Genomic DNA, 16,238 nt, shown 5'->3' with positions numbered 1-16,238 from the left:
TCACAACGTAATGCGGTTCATGTAATTGCTGAAGGCCTGCAAGTAACGCGGGATCGGAATCAGGAAGGCGTCGTGGCCTTGCGGAGCGTCGATCTCGAGGTAGCAGACGTCTTTCTTGGCCGCCATCAGCGCGTCCACCAGTTCCCGCGAGCGGGCAGGGGAGAAGCGCCAGTCGGTGGTGAAAGACATCACGCAGAACTTGGCCTGTGCATGGGCGAAGGTTTTCGCCAGGTCATCGTCGAAGTTCGCCGCCGGATCGAAGTAGTCCAGCGCCTTGGTCATCAGCAGGTAGGTGTTGGCGTCGAAACGCCCGGAGAACTCTTCGCCTTGATAACGCAGGTAGCTTTCGACCTGGAACTCGACGCTGTGGAAGTCGTAGTTGAGCTTTTCGCTCTTCAGGCCACGGCCGAATTTCTCACCCATCGAGTCATCGGACAGGTAGGTGATGTGCCCGACCATCCGCGCCAGCATCAAGCCGCGCTTGGGGATCACGCCCGCCTCCTGGAACGAGCCGCCGTGGAATTCGGGGTCGGTGAGGATCGCCTGGCGCGCCACTTCGTTGAAGGCGATGTTCTGCGCCGACAACTTGGGGGCCGAGGCGATGGCCAGGCAATGGCGAATGCGTTCGGGGTAGGTGATGCTCCACTGCATCGCCTGCATGCCGCCGAGGCTGCCGCCAATCACGGCGGCCCATTGGCTGATGCCGATCCGGTCCGCCAGGCGCGCCTGACTGTGCACCCAGTCTTCCACGGTCAGCACCGGGAAGTCGGCGCCGAACGGCTTGCCGGTCTCCGGGTTGGTGCTGCTGGGGCCGGTGGAGCCGTTGCAGCCGCCGAGGTTGTTCAGGCTGACCACGAAGAATTTGTTGGTGTCGATCGGCTTGCCAGGGCCGATGCAGCTGTCCCACCAGCCGGGTTTGCGGTCGTCGGGGCTGTGGAAGCCGGCAGCGTGATGATGACCGGACAAGGCGTGGCAGATCAGCACGGCGTTGCTCGCCGTGGTGTTCAGCGTGCCGTAGGTTTCGTAAATGAGGTCATAAGCTGGGAGCGAACGGCCGCAGGCCAGGGCCAGGGGTTCACTGAAGTGCGCCACTTGCGGCGTCACCAGACCAACAGAATCGGCGGGAAAGGCAGTTGGCATCGACCCTGCTCTCGTTGAAATGAGGCGTAAGTCTAAAGACCGCTGCCCCTAGCAGCAAGCAAAGGGCGGGCCTGATTTCATTCAGCGGGACCGAGGTGCGGCATTCGCGGGCAAGCCTCGCTCCTACAGGGATTGCGTAATCTTGTAGGCGCGAGGCTGGCCCGCGAAGAACGATGACACGGTCAGCCTGCCGGACGCAGCAGATCCGGTAAATCCGGCAGCTTCTTCGGCGAACAGATCCGCACCCGCTTCTGCCGGTTCAACTCTCCGCTGATCAGACTGACCTGACTCTTGGACACCCCAAACGCCTTGGCCAAAAACGCGATCAGATACGCATTGGCCTTGCCTTCGACCGGTGGTGCGGTCAGGCGAATCTTCAGCCGATCACCGTGCAGCCCGCAGAAATCATCGCTGCGGGCCGCTGGTTGCAGGTGACATTCCAGAATCAGGTCGTCACCGTCCCAGCGAAAGTAGCTCATCAGATCAGGCCGAGCAGCCCCAGCGGCATGAGGGCGAAGTTCGCAAGACGCGGGATCAGCCAGCTTTGCAGCAACTGGATCACGATAAACGCGAAGATCGGCGAGATGTCGAGGCCACCCAGGTTCGGAATGATCCGACGGAACGGGGCGAGTACCGGTTCAGTGATCTGCGCGACCAGCTCTGCACCCGGATTGTGGCTCCCCGGGGCGACCCAGGACAGAATCACGCTGATGATCATCGCCCAGAAAATAATATTCAAAAACAGCGAGAAGAGGGCGATCAGGGCCCACGGCACCAGGAACAGCCAGTCGACCATGAAGCCTTTGAGCAGCAGGATCACCGCAATCAGCAGTATCTGAATGATCAGCGCCAATACCAGGGACGACATGTCCAGCCCGAACATGCTCGGGATGACCCGGCGCAGCGGCTTGAGCAGAGGTTGAGTGGCTTTCACGATGAACTGGCAGAGCGGGTTGTAAAAATTCGCCCGAACCAGTTGCAGGATGAAGCGCATCAGTACGATCAGCAGGTACAGGCTGCCCAGGGTTTTGATTATGAAAATGGCAGCGTCATTGAGTCCAAGCATCATTGATTCCTTTGTAAGAGCTGATTAGCGGCCAAGTTGCTCAGCCATCTCGGCCGAGCGGTGCGCAGCGGCACCGAGTGCTTTTTCCACCAGCGCTTCGAAGCCGCCGGCCTGGAACGATTTGATTGCCGCTTCCGTGGTGCCCGCAGGGGACGTCACGCGACGACGCAGTTCTGCAGCGTCGACATCGCTGGCAACCGCCATGTGCGCAGCGCCCAGCGCGGTTTGCAGCGTCAGTTGGGCGGCGATGTCCGCTGGCAGGCCGAGCTTCACGCCGGCAGCGGTCATGGCTTCGATCAGCAGGAAGAAGTACGCCGGGCCCGAGCCGGAGACGGCGGTGACCGCGTCCAGTTGCTGCTCTTCGCTCAGCCACAGCGCAATGCCGACCGCCGACAACAGCTCTTCGGCCTGCTGACGTTGCTCAGCGTTGACTTCGGCCGTGGCAAACAAACCACTTACGCCCTGACGTAGCAGCGCCGGGGTGTTGGGCATGCAGCGCACGATCGGCTGGGCGCCGAGCCAGTGGTTCATGCTGGCGCAGGTGATGCCGGCCGCAATCGAAACCACCAGTTGATTCGGCTTCAGGCTCGGGCGAATCGCTTCGCACACGGCTTTCATCGCCTGGGGTTTGACCGCCAGCACGACCACGTCAGCGCCTTGAATGGCATCGGCGTTTTCAGCGAAAACTTCAACGCCGTGTTCGGCCTGCACCTTGGCACGGGTTTCGGCGCCCGGATCGCTGGCGCGGATCTGTGCGGCGTCCAGACCTTTGGCGCGCAGGCCGCCGATCAGGCTGGCGGCCATGTTTCCGGCACCGATAAAGGCAATACGAGTCTTGCTCATGTCAGGTCCTTATAAAGAGAGGCGTCAGCCATTGTCATGGTTGACCGTAGTCGCGGGCGCCAAACAGGGCCGTACCGATGCGGACCCAAGTGGCGCCCTGGGCGATGGCCGACTCGAGGTCGTGGCTCATGCCCATGGAAAGTGTGTCGAGCGGCAGGTTCAGGCTGGCTTGCAGGCTTTGTACGGCAGCAAAAGCGGCGTCCTGGACGGCGCGATCGTAAGTCGGCTCAGGGATCGCCATCAACCCGCGCAACTGGATGCGCGGCAATTCGCTGATGGCCTTGGCCAGGGCCGGCAGGTCGGCCGGGGTGCAGCCGGATTTGCTGGTTTCACCGCTGACGTTGACCTGGATGCAGATGTTCAAGGGCGGCAGGTCGGCAGGGCGTTGTTCGGACAGGCGTTGTGCGATTTTCAAGCGATCCACGGAATGCACCCAGGCGAAGTGCTCGGCGATAGCGCGAGTCTTGTTCGATTGAATGGGGCCGATGAAGTGCCAGATCAAGGGCAGGTCGGCCAATTCGAGCTGTTTGCCCAGGGCTTCCTGCAGATAGTTTTCGCCAAAGTCACGAATCCCGGCGGCATGGGCTTCACGCAGGGCTGCGGCGGGCTTGGTCTTGCTCACGGCCAGCAGCTGGACGCTGTGTTCGTCGCGGTGGGCGGCGAGGGCGGCGGCGTGGATGCGCGAACTAACCTGAATAATGTTGTCTGCTATCGTGGACATCAAGAGGCGCCGGCGGTTTGAAGGTTGGCGGCATTCTACTGGAATTGAGGAGCGCTATGGATATCACTGAGCTGCTGGCCTTCAGCGCTAAACAGGGCGCGTCCGACCTGCACCTGTCTGCCGGCCTGCCACCGATGATTCGTGTTGACGGCGATGTGAGGCGCATCAACCTGCCGGCCCTGGACCACAAACAGGTGCATGAACTGATCTACGACATCATGAACGACACCCAGCGGGTGGACTTCGAGAAACACCTGGAAACTGATTTTTCCTTCGAAGTGCCCGGTGTGGCGCGTTTCCGGGTCAACGCCTTCAACCAGAACCGGGGGGCGGGTGCGGTGTTCCGGACCATCCCGTCGAAAGTCCTGAGCATGGACGACCTCGGCATGGGCGAGGTGTTTCGCAAGATTACCGAGGCGCCGCGCGGGCTGGTGCTGGTGACGGGCCCCACCGGGTCCGGCAAGTCCACCACCCTGGCGGCGATGATCGATTACCTGAACAACCATCGCCATCACCACATCCTCACCATCGAAGACCCGATCGAGTTCGTCCACGAATCGCGCAAATGCCTGATCAATCAGCGCGAAGTCCATCGCGATACCCGCAGCTTCGCCACGGCCCTGCGTTCGGCCCTGCGGGAAGATCCGGACGTGATTTTGGTCGGGGAGATGCGCGATCTGGAAACCATCCGCCTGGCACTGACGGCCGCCGAGACCGGTCACCTGGTGTTCGGCACGCTGCACACCACGTCAGCGGCGAAGACCATCGACCGGGTGGTGGACGTGTTTCCGGGGGACGAGAAGTCGATGGTGCGTTCGATGCTGTCCGAGTCGTTACTGGCGGTGGTGTCGCAGACCCTGATCAAGAAGATCGGCGGTGGGCGCATTGCGGCACACGAAATCATGCTTGGCACGTCGGCGATCCGTAACCTGATCCGCGAAGACAAGGTGGCGCAGATGTACTCGTCGATTCAGACCGGGGGCAACCTGGGGATGCAGACGCTGGATATGTGCTTGAAGGAACTGGTGACCAAGGGCTTGATCAGTCGGGAGCATGCGCGGGAGAAGGCGCGGTCGCCGGATAATTTCTGAGGGTGGAATGCGGACCTGTGGCGAGGGAGCTTGCTCCCGCTGGGCTGCGAAGCAGACCTAAAAACGGGGAGCGCTGTGCACTCCAGCGGGAGTAAGCTCCCTCGCCACAAAAGCCGCGAAGGCGTCAGCAGATCAGCGCTGAACAACCTGAAGGGTGTTCTTCTCTTTCGGCAGAACCCGCTTGGCAACCACGTAGTGGCTTTCCCAGTACGGTTTCTTCAGGGTGTCGATGGTCACCGACTTGCCACGGCGCGGTGCGTGGATAAAGCGGTCGTTGCCCAGGTAGATGGCAACGTGATTGACCCGACGGCTCTTGATGTTGAAGAAAATCAGGTCGCCCGGCTTCAGATCCTTGCGATCGACTTTCTCGCCATGACCGCTGGCCATGGCATTGGACGTGCGTGGCAGGTCAAACGTGGCATCGTTGAACGCGTATTTCACCAGGCCGCTGCAATCGAACCCTTTACTTGGGCTGCTGCCGCCCCAACGGTAAGGTGTACCGAGGACGTTGACGGCGCGACTCAGCACGTTGCTGCTTTCCTTGGTCGCCATCGGCGGAACAAGGCTGCTTTTGCTAGCCAGCTGTGGAGCACGTTTTTCGGTTTTCTTGTTTTTGCTCGAAGGAGCAGAAACATGAGATTTTTGGGTGTAACCATTAACGTTTGGAAGACGTTGCTCACGATTGGTGGCGTGGGCGGCCAGTGGCATCAAAAGGCAAATGGTTAGCCATGTCTTGAAAAATGGACGCATTAGGCAAGGCTCATATGGGTTAGCGCGCAACTTTATAACAGCTTTTTTTGTCCTTCCGAGGCCGTTGGTCGATTCAACTTGTGGTCAACGGAACCAAATAAGCGGCAAATGGACGCAATTGTCGGACAGGAGTCAGGTGGTATAAGGCTTTGACGGAACCCACGTTAACATTTGCCATACGTCGGCAACCTGTAAAAAAGTCACAAAGAATTCAAGAATATTTATCTATCGTGTGAATCGAGGTCCTTCATGAACACCTATCAACAGGCTGGCCAGCAGCAAGATACGCACAGCAAAATGATCGGCTACCTGCTGTGGATTTTTGGTTTTACCGGGGCGCACCGCTTCTATTACGGCAAGCCGGTGACCGGGACGATCTGGTTTTTCACCTTTGGATTGCTGGGGATTGGCTGGCTGATCGACGTGTTCCTGATCCCGGCCATGGACCGTGAAGCGGACCTGCGTTTTACCGCCGGGCCTATCGAGTACAACGTGGCGTGGATTCTGCTGACGTTTCTCGGGATATTCGGCGTACACCGGATGTATCAGGGGAAGTGGATCAGCGGATTGCTGTACCTGGTGACGGGCGGGTTGTTCTTTCTGGGGGTTTTGTATGACTTCTGGACGCTGAATGACCAGGTTTCCGTGCGCAACGCGCAGAATCGCGGCACGTTCCAGTAACTTGTGGCGAGGGAGCTTGCTCCCGCTGGGCTGCGCAGCAGACCCTGCTTTGGGGTCGCTTCGCGACCCAGCGGGAGCAAGCTCCCTCGCCACAGTGTTACGCCTGGTGGCTAATCCGCCCATCCACCAGGGTGTAGCGCACGACGCTTGGCAGGCTGTGGCCAATGAACGGGCAGTTTTCGCCTTTGGACAGCCAGGTTTCGCCTGCCACGGTCGAAGCCGCCGGATCAAACAGCACGATGTCCGCTGGTCCACCCACGGCCAACTTACCGGCCGGCAGGCGCAACGCCTCGGCAGGCCCGGCGCTGAGGCGCGCCAACAATGTCGGCAGATCCAGCAACCCATCCTCCACCAGCGTCATCGCCAGCGGCAGTAGCAGTTCAACACTGCTGATGCCCGGTTCGGTCGCGCCAAACGGCGCCAGTTTGGCGTCCCGTTCGTGGGGCTGGTGATGGCTGGAGATGGCCGAAACCACGCCCGACTTGACCGCTGCGCGCAAGCCATCGCGGTCGGCGCGGGTGCGCAGCGGTGGCTGGACGTGATAGAGGCTGCTGAAGTCGATCAGCGCTTCGTCGGTCAGGATCAGTTGATACAACGCCACATCGGCGGTCACCGGCAGGCCGCGAGCCTGGGCTTGAGCAATCAGGGCCACGCCGCGGGCGCTGGTGAGCTGGCTGAAGTGCGCACGCACGCCGCTTTGCTCGACCAGCAGCAGGTCTCGGGCCAGGGCCACTGTTTCAGCGGTTTCCGGAATGCCCGGCAAGCCGAGGAAACTGGCGGTCGGGCCTTCATGGGCCAATCCACCTTCAGCCAGGTCGTGGTCCTGCGAGTTGAAAATCACCGTCAGGTCGAAGGTCGCCGCATATTCCAGCGCCCGGCACAACGTGCGGGTGTTGCGGAAGCTCTCCAGGCCGTTGCCGAAGGCCACACAGCCGGCATCGCGCAAGGCGACCAGCTCGGCCAGTTGCTCGCCGTCCAGGCCTTTGCTCAGGGCGCCGATGGGGAATACTTTGGTGTTGCCGGCCTCGCGGGCGCGGTCAAGGATCAGTTCGGCCACGGCCGAAGTATCGAGCACCGGTTTGGTTTTCGGCGGGCAGCACAGGCTGGTCACGCCACCGGCCGCGGCCGCGCGGGTTTCGCTGACGATCGAGCCTTTGCGGCTATAACCCGGCTCACGCAGGGCGACGTTCAGGTCAACCAGGCCGGGGGCAGCCACCAGGCCTTTGGCGTCAATGGTGTCGACGGGCACAAAACCGGCGGGCGCGGCGCCAAGTGCGACGACCTTGCAGGCTTCAATATGGATATCGGTAACTTGATCCAGGCCGCTGGCCGGGTCGATGACACGTGCGCCGAGAATGCTGAGCTTCACTGGGCGTTCTCCTGCTCGAATTGGCGCTGGGCAGTCTGCCCGCTCATGGCCATGGACAACACGGCCATACGAATCGCAATACCGTAGGTGACCTGGTTGAGGATCACCGAGTGCGGGCCGTCGGCTACCGCCGACTCAATCTCCACCCCGCGGTTTATCGGTCCTGGGTGCATGACGATGCAATCCGGTTTGGCTCCGGCCAGGCGCGCGGTGGTCAGGCCGAACAGGCGGTAGAACTCGCCCTCGCTTGGCAGCAGGCCGCCGGTCATGCGCTCACGTTGCAGGCGCAGCATGATCACAACGTCGACGTCTTTCAGGCCTTCGGTCATGTCGGTGTAGACCTTCACGCCGTATTGCTCGATGCCGATCGGCAGCAGGGTTTTCGGCGCGATCACGCGGATGTCCGGGCAACCGAGGGTTTTCAGCGCCAGCATGTTCGAGCGCGCCACCCGCGAGTGCAGGATGTCGCCGACGATGGCTACGGAAAGGTTTTCAAAGCCGCCCTTGTGCCGACGAATCGTCAGCATGTCGAGCATGCCCTGGGTCGGGTGGGCGTGACGGCCGTCGCCGCCGTTGATGATCGCCACTTGCGGGCAGACATGTTCGGCGATGAAGTGCGCAGCGCCGGAGTCACCGTGACGCACGACGAACATGTCGGCCGCCATGGCTTCCAGGTTGCGCAGGGTGTCGAGCAGGGTTTCGCCCTTGCTCGCCGACGACGTTGACACGTTCAGGGTGATGACGTCGGCCGACAGGCGCTGGGCCGCCAGCTCGAAGGTGGTGCGGGTGCGGGTGGAGTTCTCGAAGAACACGTTGCACACGGTCTTGCCGCGCAGCAACGGGACTTTTTTCACCGCCCGGGCGCCGACTTCGAGGAACGAGTCGGCGGTGTCGAGGATTTCCGTCAGCAACTCGCGGCGCAAACCGTCGAGCGAGAGGAAGTGGCGCAGCTGGCCCTGATCATTGAGCTGCAGCGGGCGCTTGGTTTCTAGAGGCGTCATCGCGAGGGGGACTCTCAATAGGGCGAATTAAAGGGCGAGGTCTTGCAGTTCGAGCTTGAGCTCCGGGCCGGACAGCTTCACCCGCTCGTGGGCCGCAAGCGCCAGCGTCGCGCCGACCACGTTCGGGCGGATCGGCAGCTCGCCGGCGTCCAGGTCCAGCAGGCACACCAGCGTCACGCTGGCCGGGCGGCCGTAGTCGAACAGTTCATTCATGGCGGCGCGGATGGTCCGGCCGCTCATCAGCACGTCGTCGATCAGCACCAGGTGCTGGCCTTCGATTTCGAACGGCAGGGCGGAGGGGCGCACTTGCGGGTGCAGGCCGTTCTGGCTGAAGTCGTCGCGGTAGAAGGACACGTCCAGGGTGCCGAGGGGCGAGTCGCTGCCCAGTTCATCGAGCAACGCCTGGGCGACCCAGACGCCGCCGGTACGAATGCCGATGTAACGCGGTTCGCTGATGCCACGGTGTTCCAGGTGTGCCTTGAGACGGATCGCCATCTGGCTGATCAGTTCGGCGGGATTGGGCAGGCTCATGGTTGCTCCTTCTTTGGCCCGAGCCGGTGCGTGCGGGGTTTGGCTCGGGTTGTCGCTAAGAGAGACGCTGTGACGGCGCTTCAGGATTCGAACAGTGCGGTGTTTTCGTCGAGCCAGCCTTGCAACAGCAGGGCGGCGGCGATGGCGTCGACCGGGTTGTCGCGGTAGCTGCCCTTTTGTCCGCCCCGATCACGCCGCTCGCCCTTGGCTTCAAAGGTGGTCAGGCGCTCATCGTGGGTATAGAAGGGCAGGTTGTAGCGGCCATTGAGGCGGCGGGCGAATTTCTCCGCGCGCAGGCACATGTCGCTCGGCGTGCCATCCATGTTCAGCGGCAGGCCGACGACGACAGCGTCGGGCTTCCACTCTTTAATGAGGGCTTCGACCTGATTCCAGTCGGGAACACCGTTTTGTGCCTTCAAGGTGCACAGCTCGCGGGCCTGGCCGGTAATCACCTGGCCGACCGCAACGCCGATCTGTTTGGTGCCGTAGTCAAAACCCAGAATCAGTCGCAGGGCCATCAGGCGTGCCCCGCCTGGCTGGTGAGCAGGCTGAGATTGACTCCGAGGTGCTTTGCCGCTGCATCCAGGCGCAGTTCGCTGCTGGTGTTGAACAGGATGTCGGCGTCGAACGGGCAGGTCAGCCAGGCGTTCTGCGCCAGCTCGGCTTCAAGTTGCCCGGCTTCCCAACCGGCGTAACCGAGGGCAATGACGCTTTTGGCCGGGCCGACGCCGTCAGCGATGGCGAACAACACGTCCTGGGAGGTAGACAAGGAAAGGTCGCCTTCCAGATCAACGGTCGCCTGAAAGGTCTTGCCGGAAGGGTGCAGGACGAAGCCGCGATCGGTCTGCACCGGGCCGCCGATAAAGATCGGCACATGCTGGCAGAGCACGGGCGGTTCGATGTCGGGGCGCAATTGCTCAAGGATATCAGCCAGATTCAGGTCTTGCGGGCGGTTGACCACCAGCCCCATGGCACCATTGGCCGTGTGCTCGACGATGTAGGTCAAGGTGTGCGCAAAGTTCGGGTCGGCCATGTGAGGCATGGCGATCAGGAAGTGATGCTTGAGGTAGCTGGGGCTGACGTTCTTCATGAGCGCTAGTGTGGCGTTGGAGGGGCGAACTGACAAGCTGGGGATGCACAGCAAATGCCTGCGCAGGTGTCTTTTTGATTTGGGTTTGCTTGAGGGCCTCTTCGCGGGCAAGCCTCGCTCCTACAAAGTAAACACCGTACCTGTAGGAGCGAGGCTTGCCCGCGAAGGCGTCGGCCCAACCACCACAAATCAATCGATCAGTTACTGGAGAGCTTGTCCCCGCGCGCAAACTTCCAGGTCCGGATGATCTCCAGCCGGTCGATGTCCGACAAATCCCCGGTAAACGGTGAAAACGGTGCCGCCAGCCGCACAATCCGCTGCGCCGCCTGATCCAGCAACGGTTGCCCGGAGGATTCCAGCACCAGCACCTCATAAAGCGAGCCATCGCGGTTGATCGAGACCATCAGTCGCAAATTGCCGTAGATCTGCTTGCGCCGTGCCTCGTCGGGGTAATTCAGGTTGCCGATGCGCTCGACCTTCTTGCGCCATTCGTCCTTATACCAGGCGCCCTTGTCTTTCATGGTCGAAGCAGCGCTCAGGCGGTGGATACGCGGGCGCTTGGCGTACAGCTGCTGTTCGTTGGCCAGTTCCGCTTCCAGGCTGGCGATGTCGCTGGACAGCTGTTCACTGTCGAACGTCGGCGCGGCCACCGCGGGTTTGGTTAGGGGCTTGACCTCTTCGTTCTTCGCCGGGGCTTTTTTGGGCTTCGGCGCGACCGTGGTCACGGCAGCCTTGGGCGCTGCTTCCGGCACTGGCGGCTTGGCGGCCGGCGGTGGCGTGACTTTCTGCACCTTGTTGTCCTGGAACGGCGCGACCTCGGTGGTCTTGGGAATCGCCTTTTTATCCAGGGTGCCGCTGCCTTCCTGATTTTCCTGGGCGAGGAAATCAGCTTTCGCAGGCTTCTTTTCGCTTTTGAAGGTGGCGAGGGTGATTTCCAGGGTTTTGCTGATTTGCTTGGGTTCGACCATCGTAAAGCCGACGCCCAACAGCAAGGCCAGGTGAATCAGCGCCGCGAGAAACAGGGTAAATCCGAGGCGATCGGCCGGGCGCACGCCACGATGGGCGAGTTCAGCGGGCAGATCGGACGGAAGTGTCATAACAAGGGAACCAACATCGCTTTTTTCACAGGCCGCGCATGATAACGCAATGTTGGTTTCATCTTGGCTGTTCTATATCAACGAGCCTTGAGCTTCTGATCGATGGCATCCATCAGCATCCCGCCAATGTCGGTGCCGAAGGCATTATCAATCTCGCGAATGCAGGTCGGGCTGGTGACGTTGATTTCGGTCAGGTGTTCGCCGATCACGTCGAGGCCCACGAACAACAGGCCTTTCTCACGCAGAGTCGGGCCGACTTGTGCGGCAATCCAGCGATCCTTGTCGGTCAGCGGGCGGGCTTCACCGCGCCCGCCGGCCGCCAGGTTGCCACGGGTTTCGCCAGCGGCGGGGATCCGCGCCAGGCAGTAATCCACTGGCTCGCCGTCGATCATCAGGATGCGTTTGTCGCCGTCCTTGATCGCCGGCAGGTACGCCTGGCCCATGATCTGTTGGGTGCCCAGCGCGGTCAGGGTTTCCAGAATCACCGACAGGTTCGGATCGCCCGCGCGATGACGGAAGATCGAGGTGCCGCCCATGCCGTCCAGCGGCTTGAGGATCACGTCGCCGTGTTTGGCGGCGAATTCACGCAGTACGTCGGCGCGGCGGCTGACCACGGTCGGCGGCGTGCACTGCGGGAACAGCGTGGCGAACAGCTTTTCATTGCAGTCGCGCAGGCTCTGCGGCTTGTTGACCACTAGCACGCCCGCGCGCTCGGCTTGTTCCAGCAGGTACGTGGCGTAGACGAACTCCATGTCGAACGGCGGATCCTTGCGCATCAAGATCACGTCCAGATCGCTCAGCAGTGCGTCGGTCTCGGCTTCCAGTTCAAACCATTTTTCCGGGTTGGCGAAGACTTTCAGGGGACGCATCCGCGCACGTGCCTCGCCTTCGCCCTGATACAAATCGCGCTGTTCCATATAGAACAGTTCCCAGCCGCGCTTCTGTGCGGCCAGCAGCATGGCCAGCGAGCTATCCTTTTTATAGGAGATGCTGGCAATAGGATCCATGACAATCCCGACGCGAACGCTCATGGGTTTTTCCTCGAATTTGGGTGGTCCGAACGGACACGAAAAAGTGGCGTCAGAGTGGCGCTGAGTGTGTTCCCGGTCAAGGAAAAACCACTGTGCCAGTCGGCCGATAGATTGGTGTTGGAGACTGTGCTAAAAAGGCTGCCACGTGGTGCTGGCCCTTGAACATCAAGGGTTTCGAGCCACCGGTAACCGAAAAACGGACAATTTGATTCGCAAAGGCGACGGCAGAGCATTTATGGACCAGCATCCCAGCGCCTTGAAGGTCATGGTGATCGACGATTCGAAGACGATTCGCCGCACCGCCGAAACGCTGTTGAAGAACGTGGGTTGTGAAGTCATCACGGCCATCGATGGTTTCGATGCCCTGGCCAAGATTGCCGACAACCACCCCGGCATCATCTTTGTCGACATCATGATGCCGCGCCTGGATGGCTATCAGACGTGCGCGTTGATCAAGAACAACAGTGCGTTCAAGTCCACGCCAGTGATTATGCTGTCGTCCAAGGACGGGCTGTTCGACAAGGCCAAGGGGCGCATCGTCGGCTCCGATCAGTTTTTAACCAAGCCTTTCAGCAAGGAAGAACTGCTGAACGCGATCCAGGCCCATGTACCGGGCTTCGCCGCCGTTTTGCCGCAGTAGGATACTCACAGTGACGCTTGGCCAGCGGGCCTGGCGTTGACAAGAATGGGGAAGACCATGGCACGTATTCTGATCGTCGATGATTCGCCGACCGAAATGTACAAACTGACCGGCATGCTGGAAAAGCACGGTCATGAAGTGTTGAAAGCCGAAAACGGCGCTGACGGCGTGGCCCTGGCCCGCCAGGAAAAACCGGACGCGGTGCTGATGGACATCGTCATGCCCGGCCTCAACGGTTTCCAGGCGACCCGCCAGTTGACCAAAGACCCGGACACCGGGCACATCCCGGTGATCATCATCACCACCAAGGATCAGGAAACCGACAAAGTCTGGGGCACGCGCCAGGGCGCCAAGGATTACCTGACCAAGCCGGTCGACGAAGAGACCCTGATCAAAACCCTGAACAACGTGCTGGCCGGTTGATCGTCCGGCCATGACCGAGTCGCTGACGGCTTTCGAACTGCTGCTGCAGATCGACCAGCGCTGTCGTCTGCTGGCGGCGGATCTGCCATCCCAGCCGACCCGACAGGACCGCTGGAGCGGCATCGGCTTTCGCTTGGGCGAAAACTGGTACGTCGCGCCCATGGGCGAAGTCAGCGAGGTCCTGCACGAACCGCGTTTCACCCAATTGCCGGGCGTCAAACCCTGGGTCAAGGGTGTGGCCAACCTGCGCGGGCGATTGCTGCCGATCATGGATTTGTGCAGCTTCTTCGGTCATGAACAGTCGACCCTACGCAAACAGCGAAGGGTGTTGGTGGTGGAACACGGCGAAGTGTTTGCCGGGTTGATGGTCGACGAAGTCTTCGGCTTGCAGCACTTTGCCCAGGACAGTCTGGAACCGGTGTCGATGGCCGATCTGCACGGGCCGATTGCCGCGTTCGTCCGGGGCCGGTTTCAGCGTGAGCAGAGCTGGCAAATATTCAGCCCGTTTACGCTGGCGCAGTCACAAAGCTTCATGCATGTAGCGTTGTAATCCAGGCGACGCCGCAATCCTGTAGGAGCGAGGCTTGCCCGCGAAGAACGATAACGCAGTGTTCCTGTAAGACCGTAGCGCCTGCTTCGCGGGCAAGCCTCGCTCCTACAAGGGCGTCGTTGAATTGGGTAGTACAGGCGAGGACCGATGATAAAAACAAAAACAGGCAAGCCAGAAGGATCGCGCAGCCGCTCGCAGATCATCGTGCTGTTCATCGCGCTGATCATCTTTATCATGCTGCTGTTCGCCAACTTCGCTTACCTCAACACGCAAGCCACGTATGACAAACAGTACATCGGCCACGCCGGCGAGCTGCGCGTGCTGTCCCAACGCATCGCCAAAAACGCCACCGAGGCCGCTGCCGGCAAAGCGGCGGCGTTCAAGCTGCTGAGCGATGCGCGCAACGACTTTGCCCAACGCTGGGGTTACCTGAAAAAGGGCGACCCGGCCACCGGCCTGCCGCCGGCGCCGTCCACCGTGCGCCCGGAAATGCGCGCTGTGCAGCTCGACTGGGAACGCCTGCTGAAAAACACCGACGCCATCCTCTCCAGCGAGCAGACCGTACTGTCGCTGCATCAGGTCGCCGCAACGCTGGCCGAAACCGTGCCGCAGTTGCAGGTCGAGTACGAAAAAGTCGTCGAAATCCTCTTGCAGCGCGGCGCGCCGGCCGCTCAGGTGGCCATGGCCCAGCGCCAATCGCTGCTGGCCGAGCGCATTCTGGGCGCGGTGAACACCGTGCTTTCGGGTGATGAAAACTCGCAACAGGCCGCCGACGCGTTCGGTCGTGACGCCGCGCGATTCGGTCAGGTGCTCAACGGCATGCTCCAGGGCAATACCTCGCTGCGGGTCAGCCAGGTCGAAGACCGCGATGCTCGTGCCAGGTTGACCGAGATTTCCGAGCTGTTCGAATTCGTTTCCGGCTCTGTGGATGAAATCCTCGAAACCTCGCCGGAGCTGTTAAAGGTTCGCGAATCGGCGACCAACATTTTCACCTTGTCGCAAACCCTGCTCGACGAAGCCTCGCTCCTGGCTACCGGGTTCGAAAACCTCGCTGGCGGGCGTGACACCGACACCATCGGCGGCTACGTGCTGGGCCTGCTGGCGCTGATGTCGATCATCCTCATCGGCCTGGTGATGGTTCGCGAAACCAATCGCCAGCTGCGCGAAACCGCCGAGAAGAACGAGCGCAACCAGACCGCGATCATGCGCCTGCTCGACGAGATCGAAGACCTGGCCGACGGCGACCTCACCGTGACGGCCTCGGTCACCGAAGACTTCACCGGGACCATCGCCGACTCGATCAACTATTCCGTCGATCAACTGCGCGATCTGGTGGCGACCATCAACCTCACCGCCGGCCAGGTCGCCGCTGCCGTGCAGGAAACCCAGGCCACCGCCATGCACCTGGCGCAGGCCTCGGAGCATCAGGCGCAACAGATCAGCGAAGCGTCCACCGCGATCAACGACATGGCGCAGTCCATCGACCAGGTTTCGGCCAACGCCGCCGAGTCCTCGGCGGTGGCCGAACGTTCGGTGGAAATCGCCAACAAGGGCAACGAGGTGGTGCACAACACCATCCACGGCATGGACAACATTCGCGAGCAGATTCAGGACACGGCCAAGCGCATCAAACGTTTGGGCGAGTCTTCTCAGGAAATCGGGGACATTGTCAGCCTGATCGATGACATTGCCGATCAGACCAACATCCTCGCGCTCAACGCGGCGATCCAGGCTTCGATGGCCGGTGATGCCGGGCGCGGTTTTGCGGTGGTGGCCGACGAAGTGCAGCGGCTGGCCGAGCGCTCATCCGCCGCCACCCGGCAGATCGAAACCCTGGTGCGGGCGATCCAGACCGACACCAACGAAGCGGTGATTTCCATGGAGCAGACCACCACCGAAGTGGTGCGCGGCGCGCGTCTGGCGCAGGATGCCGGAGTGGCCCTGGAAGAAATCGAAGGTGTGTCGAAGACCCTGGCGGCGCTGATCCAGAGTATTTCCAACGCCGCGCAGCAGCAGACGTCTTCGGCCGGTCAGATTTCCCTGACCATGAACGTGATCCAGCAGATCACCACGCAGACTTCATCGGGCTCCACCGCCACCGCCGAGAGCATCGGCAACCTGGCAAAAATGGCCAGCCAACTGCGGCGCTCGGTGTCCGGTTTCACCTTGCCGGCCGCCAAGGCGCAAGCGGCGGACACAGTGTGAATCGCCTGC

General features: G+C 61.2%; 19 protein-coding genes. 6 read left to right on the top strand and 13 right to left on the bottom strand.

Translation table 11 applies throughout. The annotated features are described in order from the left end of the window. The 5 genes from metX to ACA051_RS27805 form a co-directional block, all read right to left on the bottom strand. On the bottom strand, window positions 1–1,140 hold the full coding sequence (metX, locus tag ACA051_RS27825; RefSeq protein WP_497306130.1) for a homoserine O-succinyltransferase MetX: 1,140 nt from the start codon (window positions 1,138–1,140) through the stop codon (window positions 1–3). Window positions 1,141–1,322: 182 nt separating this feature from the next. After that, window positions 1,323–1,619 carry a DUF167 domain-containing protein gene (locus ACA051_RS27820; RefSeq protein WP_415758753.1) on the bottom strand — a complete coding sequence of 99 codons (297 nt, stop codon included), beginning with the start codon at window positions 1,617–1,619 and terminating at the stop codon, window positions 1,323–1,325. Then, entirely contained in the window at window positions 1,619–2,206 is a 588-nt protein-coding gene (locus ACA051_RS27815; RefSeq protein ID WP_497306128.1) for a YggT family protein, read from the bottom strand. Before ACA051_RS27815 ends, ACA051_RS27820 begins: the two co-directional genes overlap by 1 nt. 24 nt (window positions 2,207–2,230) lie before the next feature. Continuing rightward, window positions 2,231–3,049, bottom strand: coding sequence for a pyrroline-5-carboxylate reductase (gene proC / locus ACA051_RS27810; RefSeq protein ID WP_497372680.1), 819 nt, complete (start codon window positions 3,047–3,049; stop codon window positions 2,231–2,233). A 34-nt stretch (window positions 3,050–3,083) separates the two neighbouring features. Next, complete coding sequence (locus tag ACA051_RS27805) at window positions 3,084–3,770, bottom strand: YggS family pyridoxal phosphate-dependent enzyme (RefSeq protein WP_497372678.1); 687 nt, start codon at window positions 3,768–3,770, stop codon at window positions 3,084–3,086. 56 nt (window positions 3,771–3,826) lie between these two features. On the opposite strand from ACA051_RS27805, the gene ACA051_RS27800 reads away from it, so the two are divergent. Beyond that, window positions 3,827–4,861, top strand: a complete 1,035-nt coding sequence (locus ACA051_RS27800; protein ID WP_461977523.1) for a type IV pilus twitching motility protein PilT — start codon at window positions 3,827–3,829, stop codon at window positions 4,859–4,861. Between the two features lie 132 nt (window positions 4,862–4,993). Here ACA051_RS27800 and ACA051_RS27795 read toward each other — a convergent pair whose 3' ends face one another. Continuing rightward, window positions 4,994–5,611 carry a C40 family peptidase gene (locus ACA051_RS27795; RefSeq protein ID WP_077747226.1) on the bottom strand — a complete coding sequence of 206 codons (618 nt, stop codon included), beginning with the start codon at window positions 5,609–5,611 and terminating at the stop codon, window positions 4,994–4,996. Window positions 5,612–5,860: 249 nt separating this feature from the next. Between ACA051_RS27795 and ACA051_RS27790 the strand changes: the two genes are divergently transcribed. Continuing rightward, the gene (locus ACA051_RS27790) at window positions 5,861–6,292 is read left to right on the top strand and encodes an NINE protein (RefSeq protein WP_497306122.1); all 432 of its coding nucleotides are present in this window, start codon (window positions 5,861–5,863) and stop codon (window positions 6,290–6,292) included. A gap of 97 nt (window positions 6,293–6,389) precedes the next feature. Here the strand turns inward: ACA051_RS27790 and ACA051_RS27785 are convergent, their stop codons facing one another. The 7 genes from ACA051_RS27785 to gshB form a co-directional block, all read right to left on the bottom strand. After that, window positions 6,390–7,661 (bottom strand): dihydroorotase, encoded by a 1,272-nt coding sequence (locus tag ACA051_RS27785; protein ID WP_497306120.1) that lies wholly within the window; start codon window positions 7,659–7,661, stop codon window positions 6,390–6,392. Continuing rightward, complete coding sequence (locus ACA051_RS27780; protein ID WP_007897943.1) at window positions 7,658–8,662, bottom strand: aspartate carbamoyltransferase catalytic subunit; 1,005 nt, start codon at window positions 8,660–8,662, stop codon at window positions 7,658–7,660. The genes ACA051_RS27785 and ACA051_RS27780 overlap by 4 nt, the downstream gene beginning before the upstream one ends. Window positions 8,663–8,689: 27 nt before the next feature. Then, window positions 8,690–9,193: a bifunctional pyr operon transcriptional regulator/uracil phosphoribosyltransferase PyrR gene (gene pyrR, locus ACA051_RS27775; RefSeq protein ID WP_497306118.1), complete on the bottom strand. Its 504-nt coding sequence runs from the start codon at window positions 9,191–9,193 to the stop codon at window positions 8,690–8,692. 80 nt (window positions 9,194–9,273) lie between these two features. After that, window positions 9,274–9,711 carry a Holliday junction resolvase RuvX gene (gene ruvX / locus ACA051_RS27770; RefSeq protein WP_003195067.1) on the bottom strand — a complete coding sequence of 146 codons (438 nt, stop codon included), beginning with the start codon at window positions 9,709–9,711 and terminating at the stop codon, window positions 9,274–9,276. Next, window positions 9,711–10,283 carry a YqgE/AlgH family protein gene (locus tag ACA051_RS27765; protein WP_077747229.1) on the bottom strand — a complete coding sequence of 191 codons (573 nt, stop codon included), beginning with the start codon at window positions 10,281–10,283 and terminating at the stop codon, window positions 9,711–9,713. The genes ruvX and ACA051_RS27765 overlap by 1 nt, the downstream gene beginning before the upstream one ends. 197 nt (window positions 10,284–10,480) lie before the next feature. Next, window positions 10,481–11,380, bottom strand: a complete 900-nt coding sequence (locus ACA051_RS27760) for an energy transducer TonB (protein ID WP_497306115.1) — start codon at window positions 11,378–11,380, stop codon at window positions 10,481–10,483. Between the two features lie 77 nt (window positions 11,381–11,457). Continuing rightward, window positions 11,458–12,411, bottom strand: coding sequence for a glutathione synthase (gene gshB / locus ACA051_RS27755; RefSeq protein WP_497306113.1), 954 nt, complete (start codon window positions 12,409–12,411; stop codon window positions 11,458–11,460). Window positions 12,412–12,646: 235 nt separating this feature from the next. Here gshB and pilG point away from each other — a divergent pair, with 235 nt between their 5' ends. The 4 genes from pilG to ACA051_RS27735 all read left to right on the top strand — a co-directional run bounded on the left by pilG (window position 12,647) and on the right by ACA051_RS27735 (window position 16,229). Then, window positions 12,647–13,051: a twitching motility response regulator PilG gene (gene pilG / locus ACA051_RS27750; RefSeq protein WP_497306111.1), complete on the top strand. Its 405-nt coding sequence runs from the start codon at window positions 12,647–12,649 to the stop codon at window positions 13,049–13,051. Between the two features lie 57 nt (window positions 13,052–13,108). Continuing rightward, the gene (gene pilH, locus ACA051_RS27745) at window positions 13,109–13,474 is read left to right on the top strand and encodes a twitching motility response regulator PilH (RefSeq protein WP_027926574.1); all 366 of its coding nucleotides are present in this window, start codon (window positions 13,109–13,111) and stop codon (window positions 13,472–13,474) included. A 10-nt stretch (window positions 13,475–13,484) separates the two neighbouring features. Then, window positions 13,485–14,024 carry a chemotaxis protein CheW gene (locus ACA051_RS27740; RefSeq protein ID WP_497306109.1) on the top strand — a complete coding sequence of 180 codons (540 nt, stop codon included), beginning with the start codon at window positions 13,485–13,487 and terminating at the stop codon, window positions 14,022–14,024. 147 nt (window positions 14,025–14,171) lie between these two features. Beyond that, window positions 14,172–16,229: a methyl-accepting chemotaxis protein gene (locus tag ACA051_RS27735; protein WP_497372676.1), complete on the top strand. Its 2,058-nt coding sequence runs from the start codon at window positions 14,172–14,174 to the stop codon at window positions 16,227–16,229. Window positions 16,230–16,238: the final 9 nt, after the last annotated feature.

This window comes from Pseudomonas sp. LBUM1669, assembly GCF_059695705.1.
Note: the sequence above shows the minus strand (reverse complement) of the source record. Positions and strands in the feature narration are given on the sequence as shown.

Bases quoted from the DNA above. Each gene is read 5' to 3' on its own strand.
- metX (WP_497306130.1), bottom strand. From the start codon at position 1,140: ATGCCAACTGCCTTTCCCGCCGATTCTGTTGGTCTGGTGACGCCGCAA.
- ACA051_RS27820 (WP_415758753.1), bottom strand. From the start codon at position 1,619: ATGAGCTACTTTCGCTGGGACGGTGACGACCTGATTCTGGAATGTCAC.
- ACA051_RS27815 (WP_497306128.1), bottom strand. From the start codon at position 2,206: ATGCTTGGACTCAATGACGCTGCCATTTTCATAATCAAAACCCTGGGC.
- proC (WP_497372680.1), bottom strand. From the start codon at position 3,049: ATGAGCAAGACTCGTATTGCCTTTATCGGTGCCGGAAACATGGCCGCC.
- ACA051_RS27805 (WP_497372678.1), bottom strand. From the start codon at position 3,770: ATGTCCACGATAGCAGACAACATTATTCAGGTTAGTTCGCGCATCCAC.
- ACA051_RS27800 (WP_461977523.1), top strand. From the start codon at position 3,827: ATGGATATCACTGAGCTGCTGGCCTTCAGCGCTAAACAGGGCGCGTCC.
- ACA051_RS27795 (WP_077747226.1), bottom strand. From the start codon at position 5,611: ATGCGTCCATTTTTCAAGACATGGCTAACCATTTGCCTTTTGATGCCA.
- ACA051_RS27790 (WP_497306122.1), top strand. From the start codon at position 5,861: ATGAACACCTATCAACAGGCTGGCCAGCAGCAAGATACGCACAGCAAA.
- ACA051_RS27780 (WP_007897943.1), bottom strand. From the start codon at position 8,662: ATGACGCCTCTAGAAACCAAGCGCCCGCTGCAGCTCAATGATCAGGGC.
- pyrR (WP_497306118.1), bottom strand. From the start codon at position 9,193: ATGAGCCTGCCCAATCCCGCCGAACTGATCAGCCAGATGGCGATCCGT.
- ruvX (WP_003195067.1), bottom strand. From the start codon at position 9,711: ATGGCCCTGCGACTGATTCTGGGTTTTGACTACGGCACCAAACAGATC.
- ACA051_RS27765 (WP_077747229.1), bottom strand. From the start codon at position 10,283: ATGAAGAACGTCAGCCCCAGCTACCTCAAGCATCACTTCCTGATCGCC.
- ACA051_RS27760 (WP_497306115.1), bottom strand. From the start codon at position 11,380: ATGACACTTCCGTCCGATCTGCCCGCTGAACTCGCCCATCGTGGCGTG.
- gshB (WP_497306113.1), bottom strand. From the start codon at position 12,411: ATGAGCGTTCGCGTCGGGATTGTCATGGATCCTATTGCCAGCATCTCC.
- pilG (WP_497306111.1), top strand. From the start codon at position 12,647: ATGGACCAGCATCCCAGCGCCTTGAAGGTCATGGTGATCGACGATTCG.
- pilH (WP_027926574.1), top strand. From the start codon at position 13,109: ATGGCACGTATTCTGATCGTCGATGATTCGCCGACCGAAATGTACAAA.
- ACA051_RS27740 (WP_497306109.1), top strand. From the start codon at position 13,485: ATGACCGAGTCGCTGACGGCTTTCGAACTGCTGCTGCAGATCGACCAG.
- ACA051_RS27735 (WP_497372676.1), top strand. From the start codon at position 14,172: ATGATAAAAACAAAAACAGGCAAGCCAGAAGGATCGCGCAGCCGCTCG.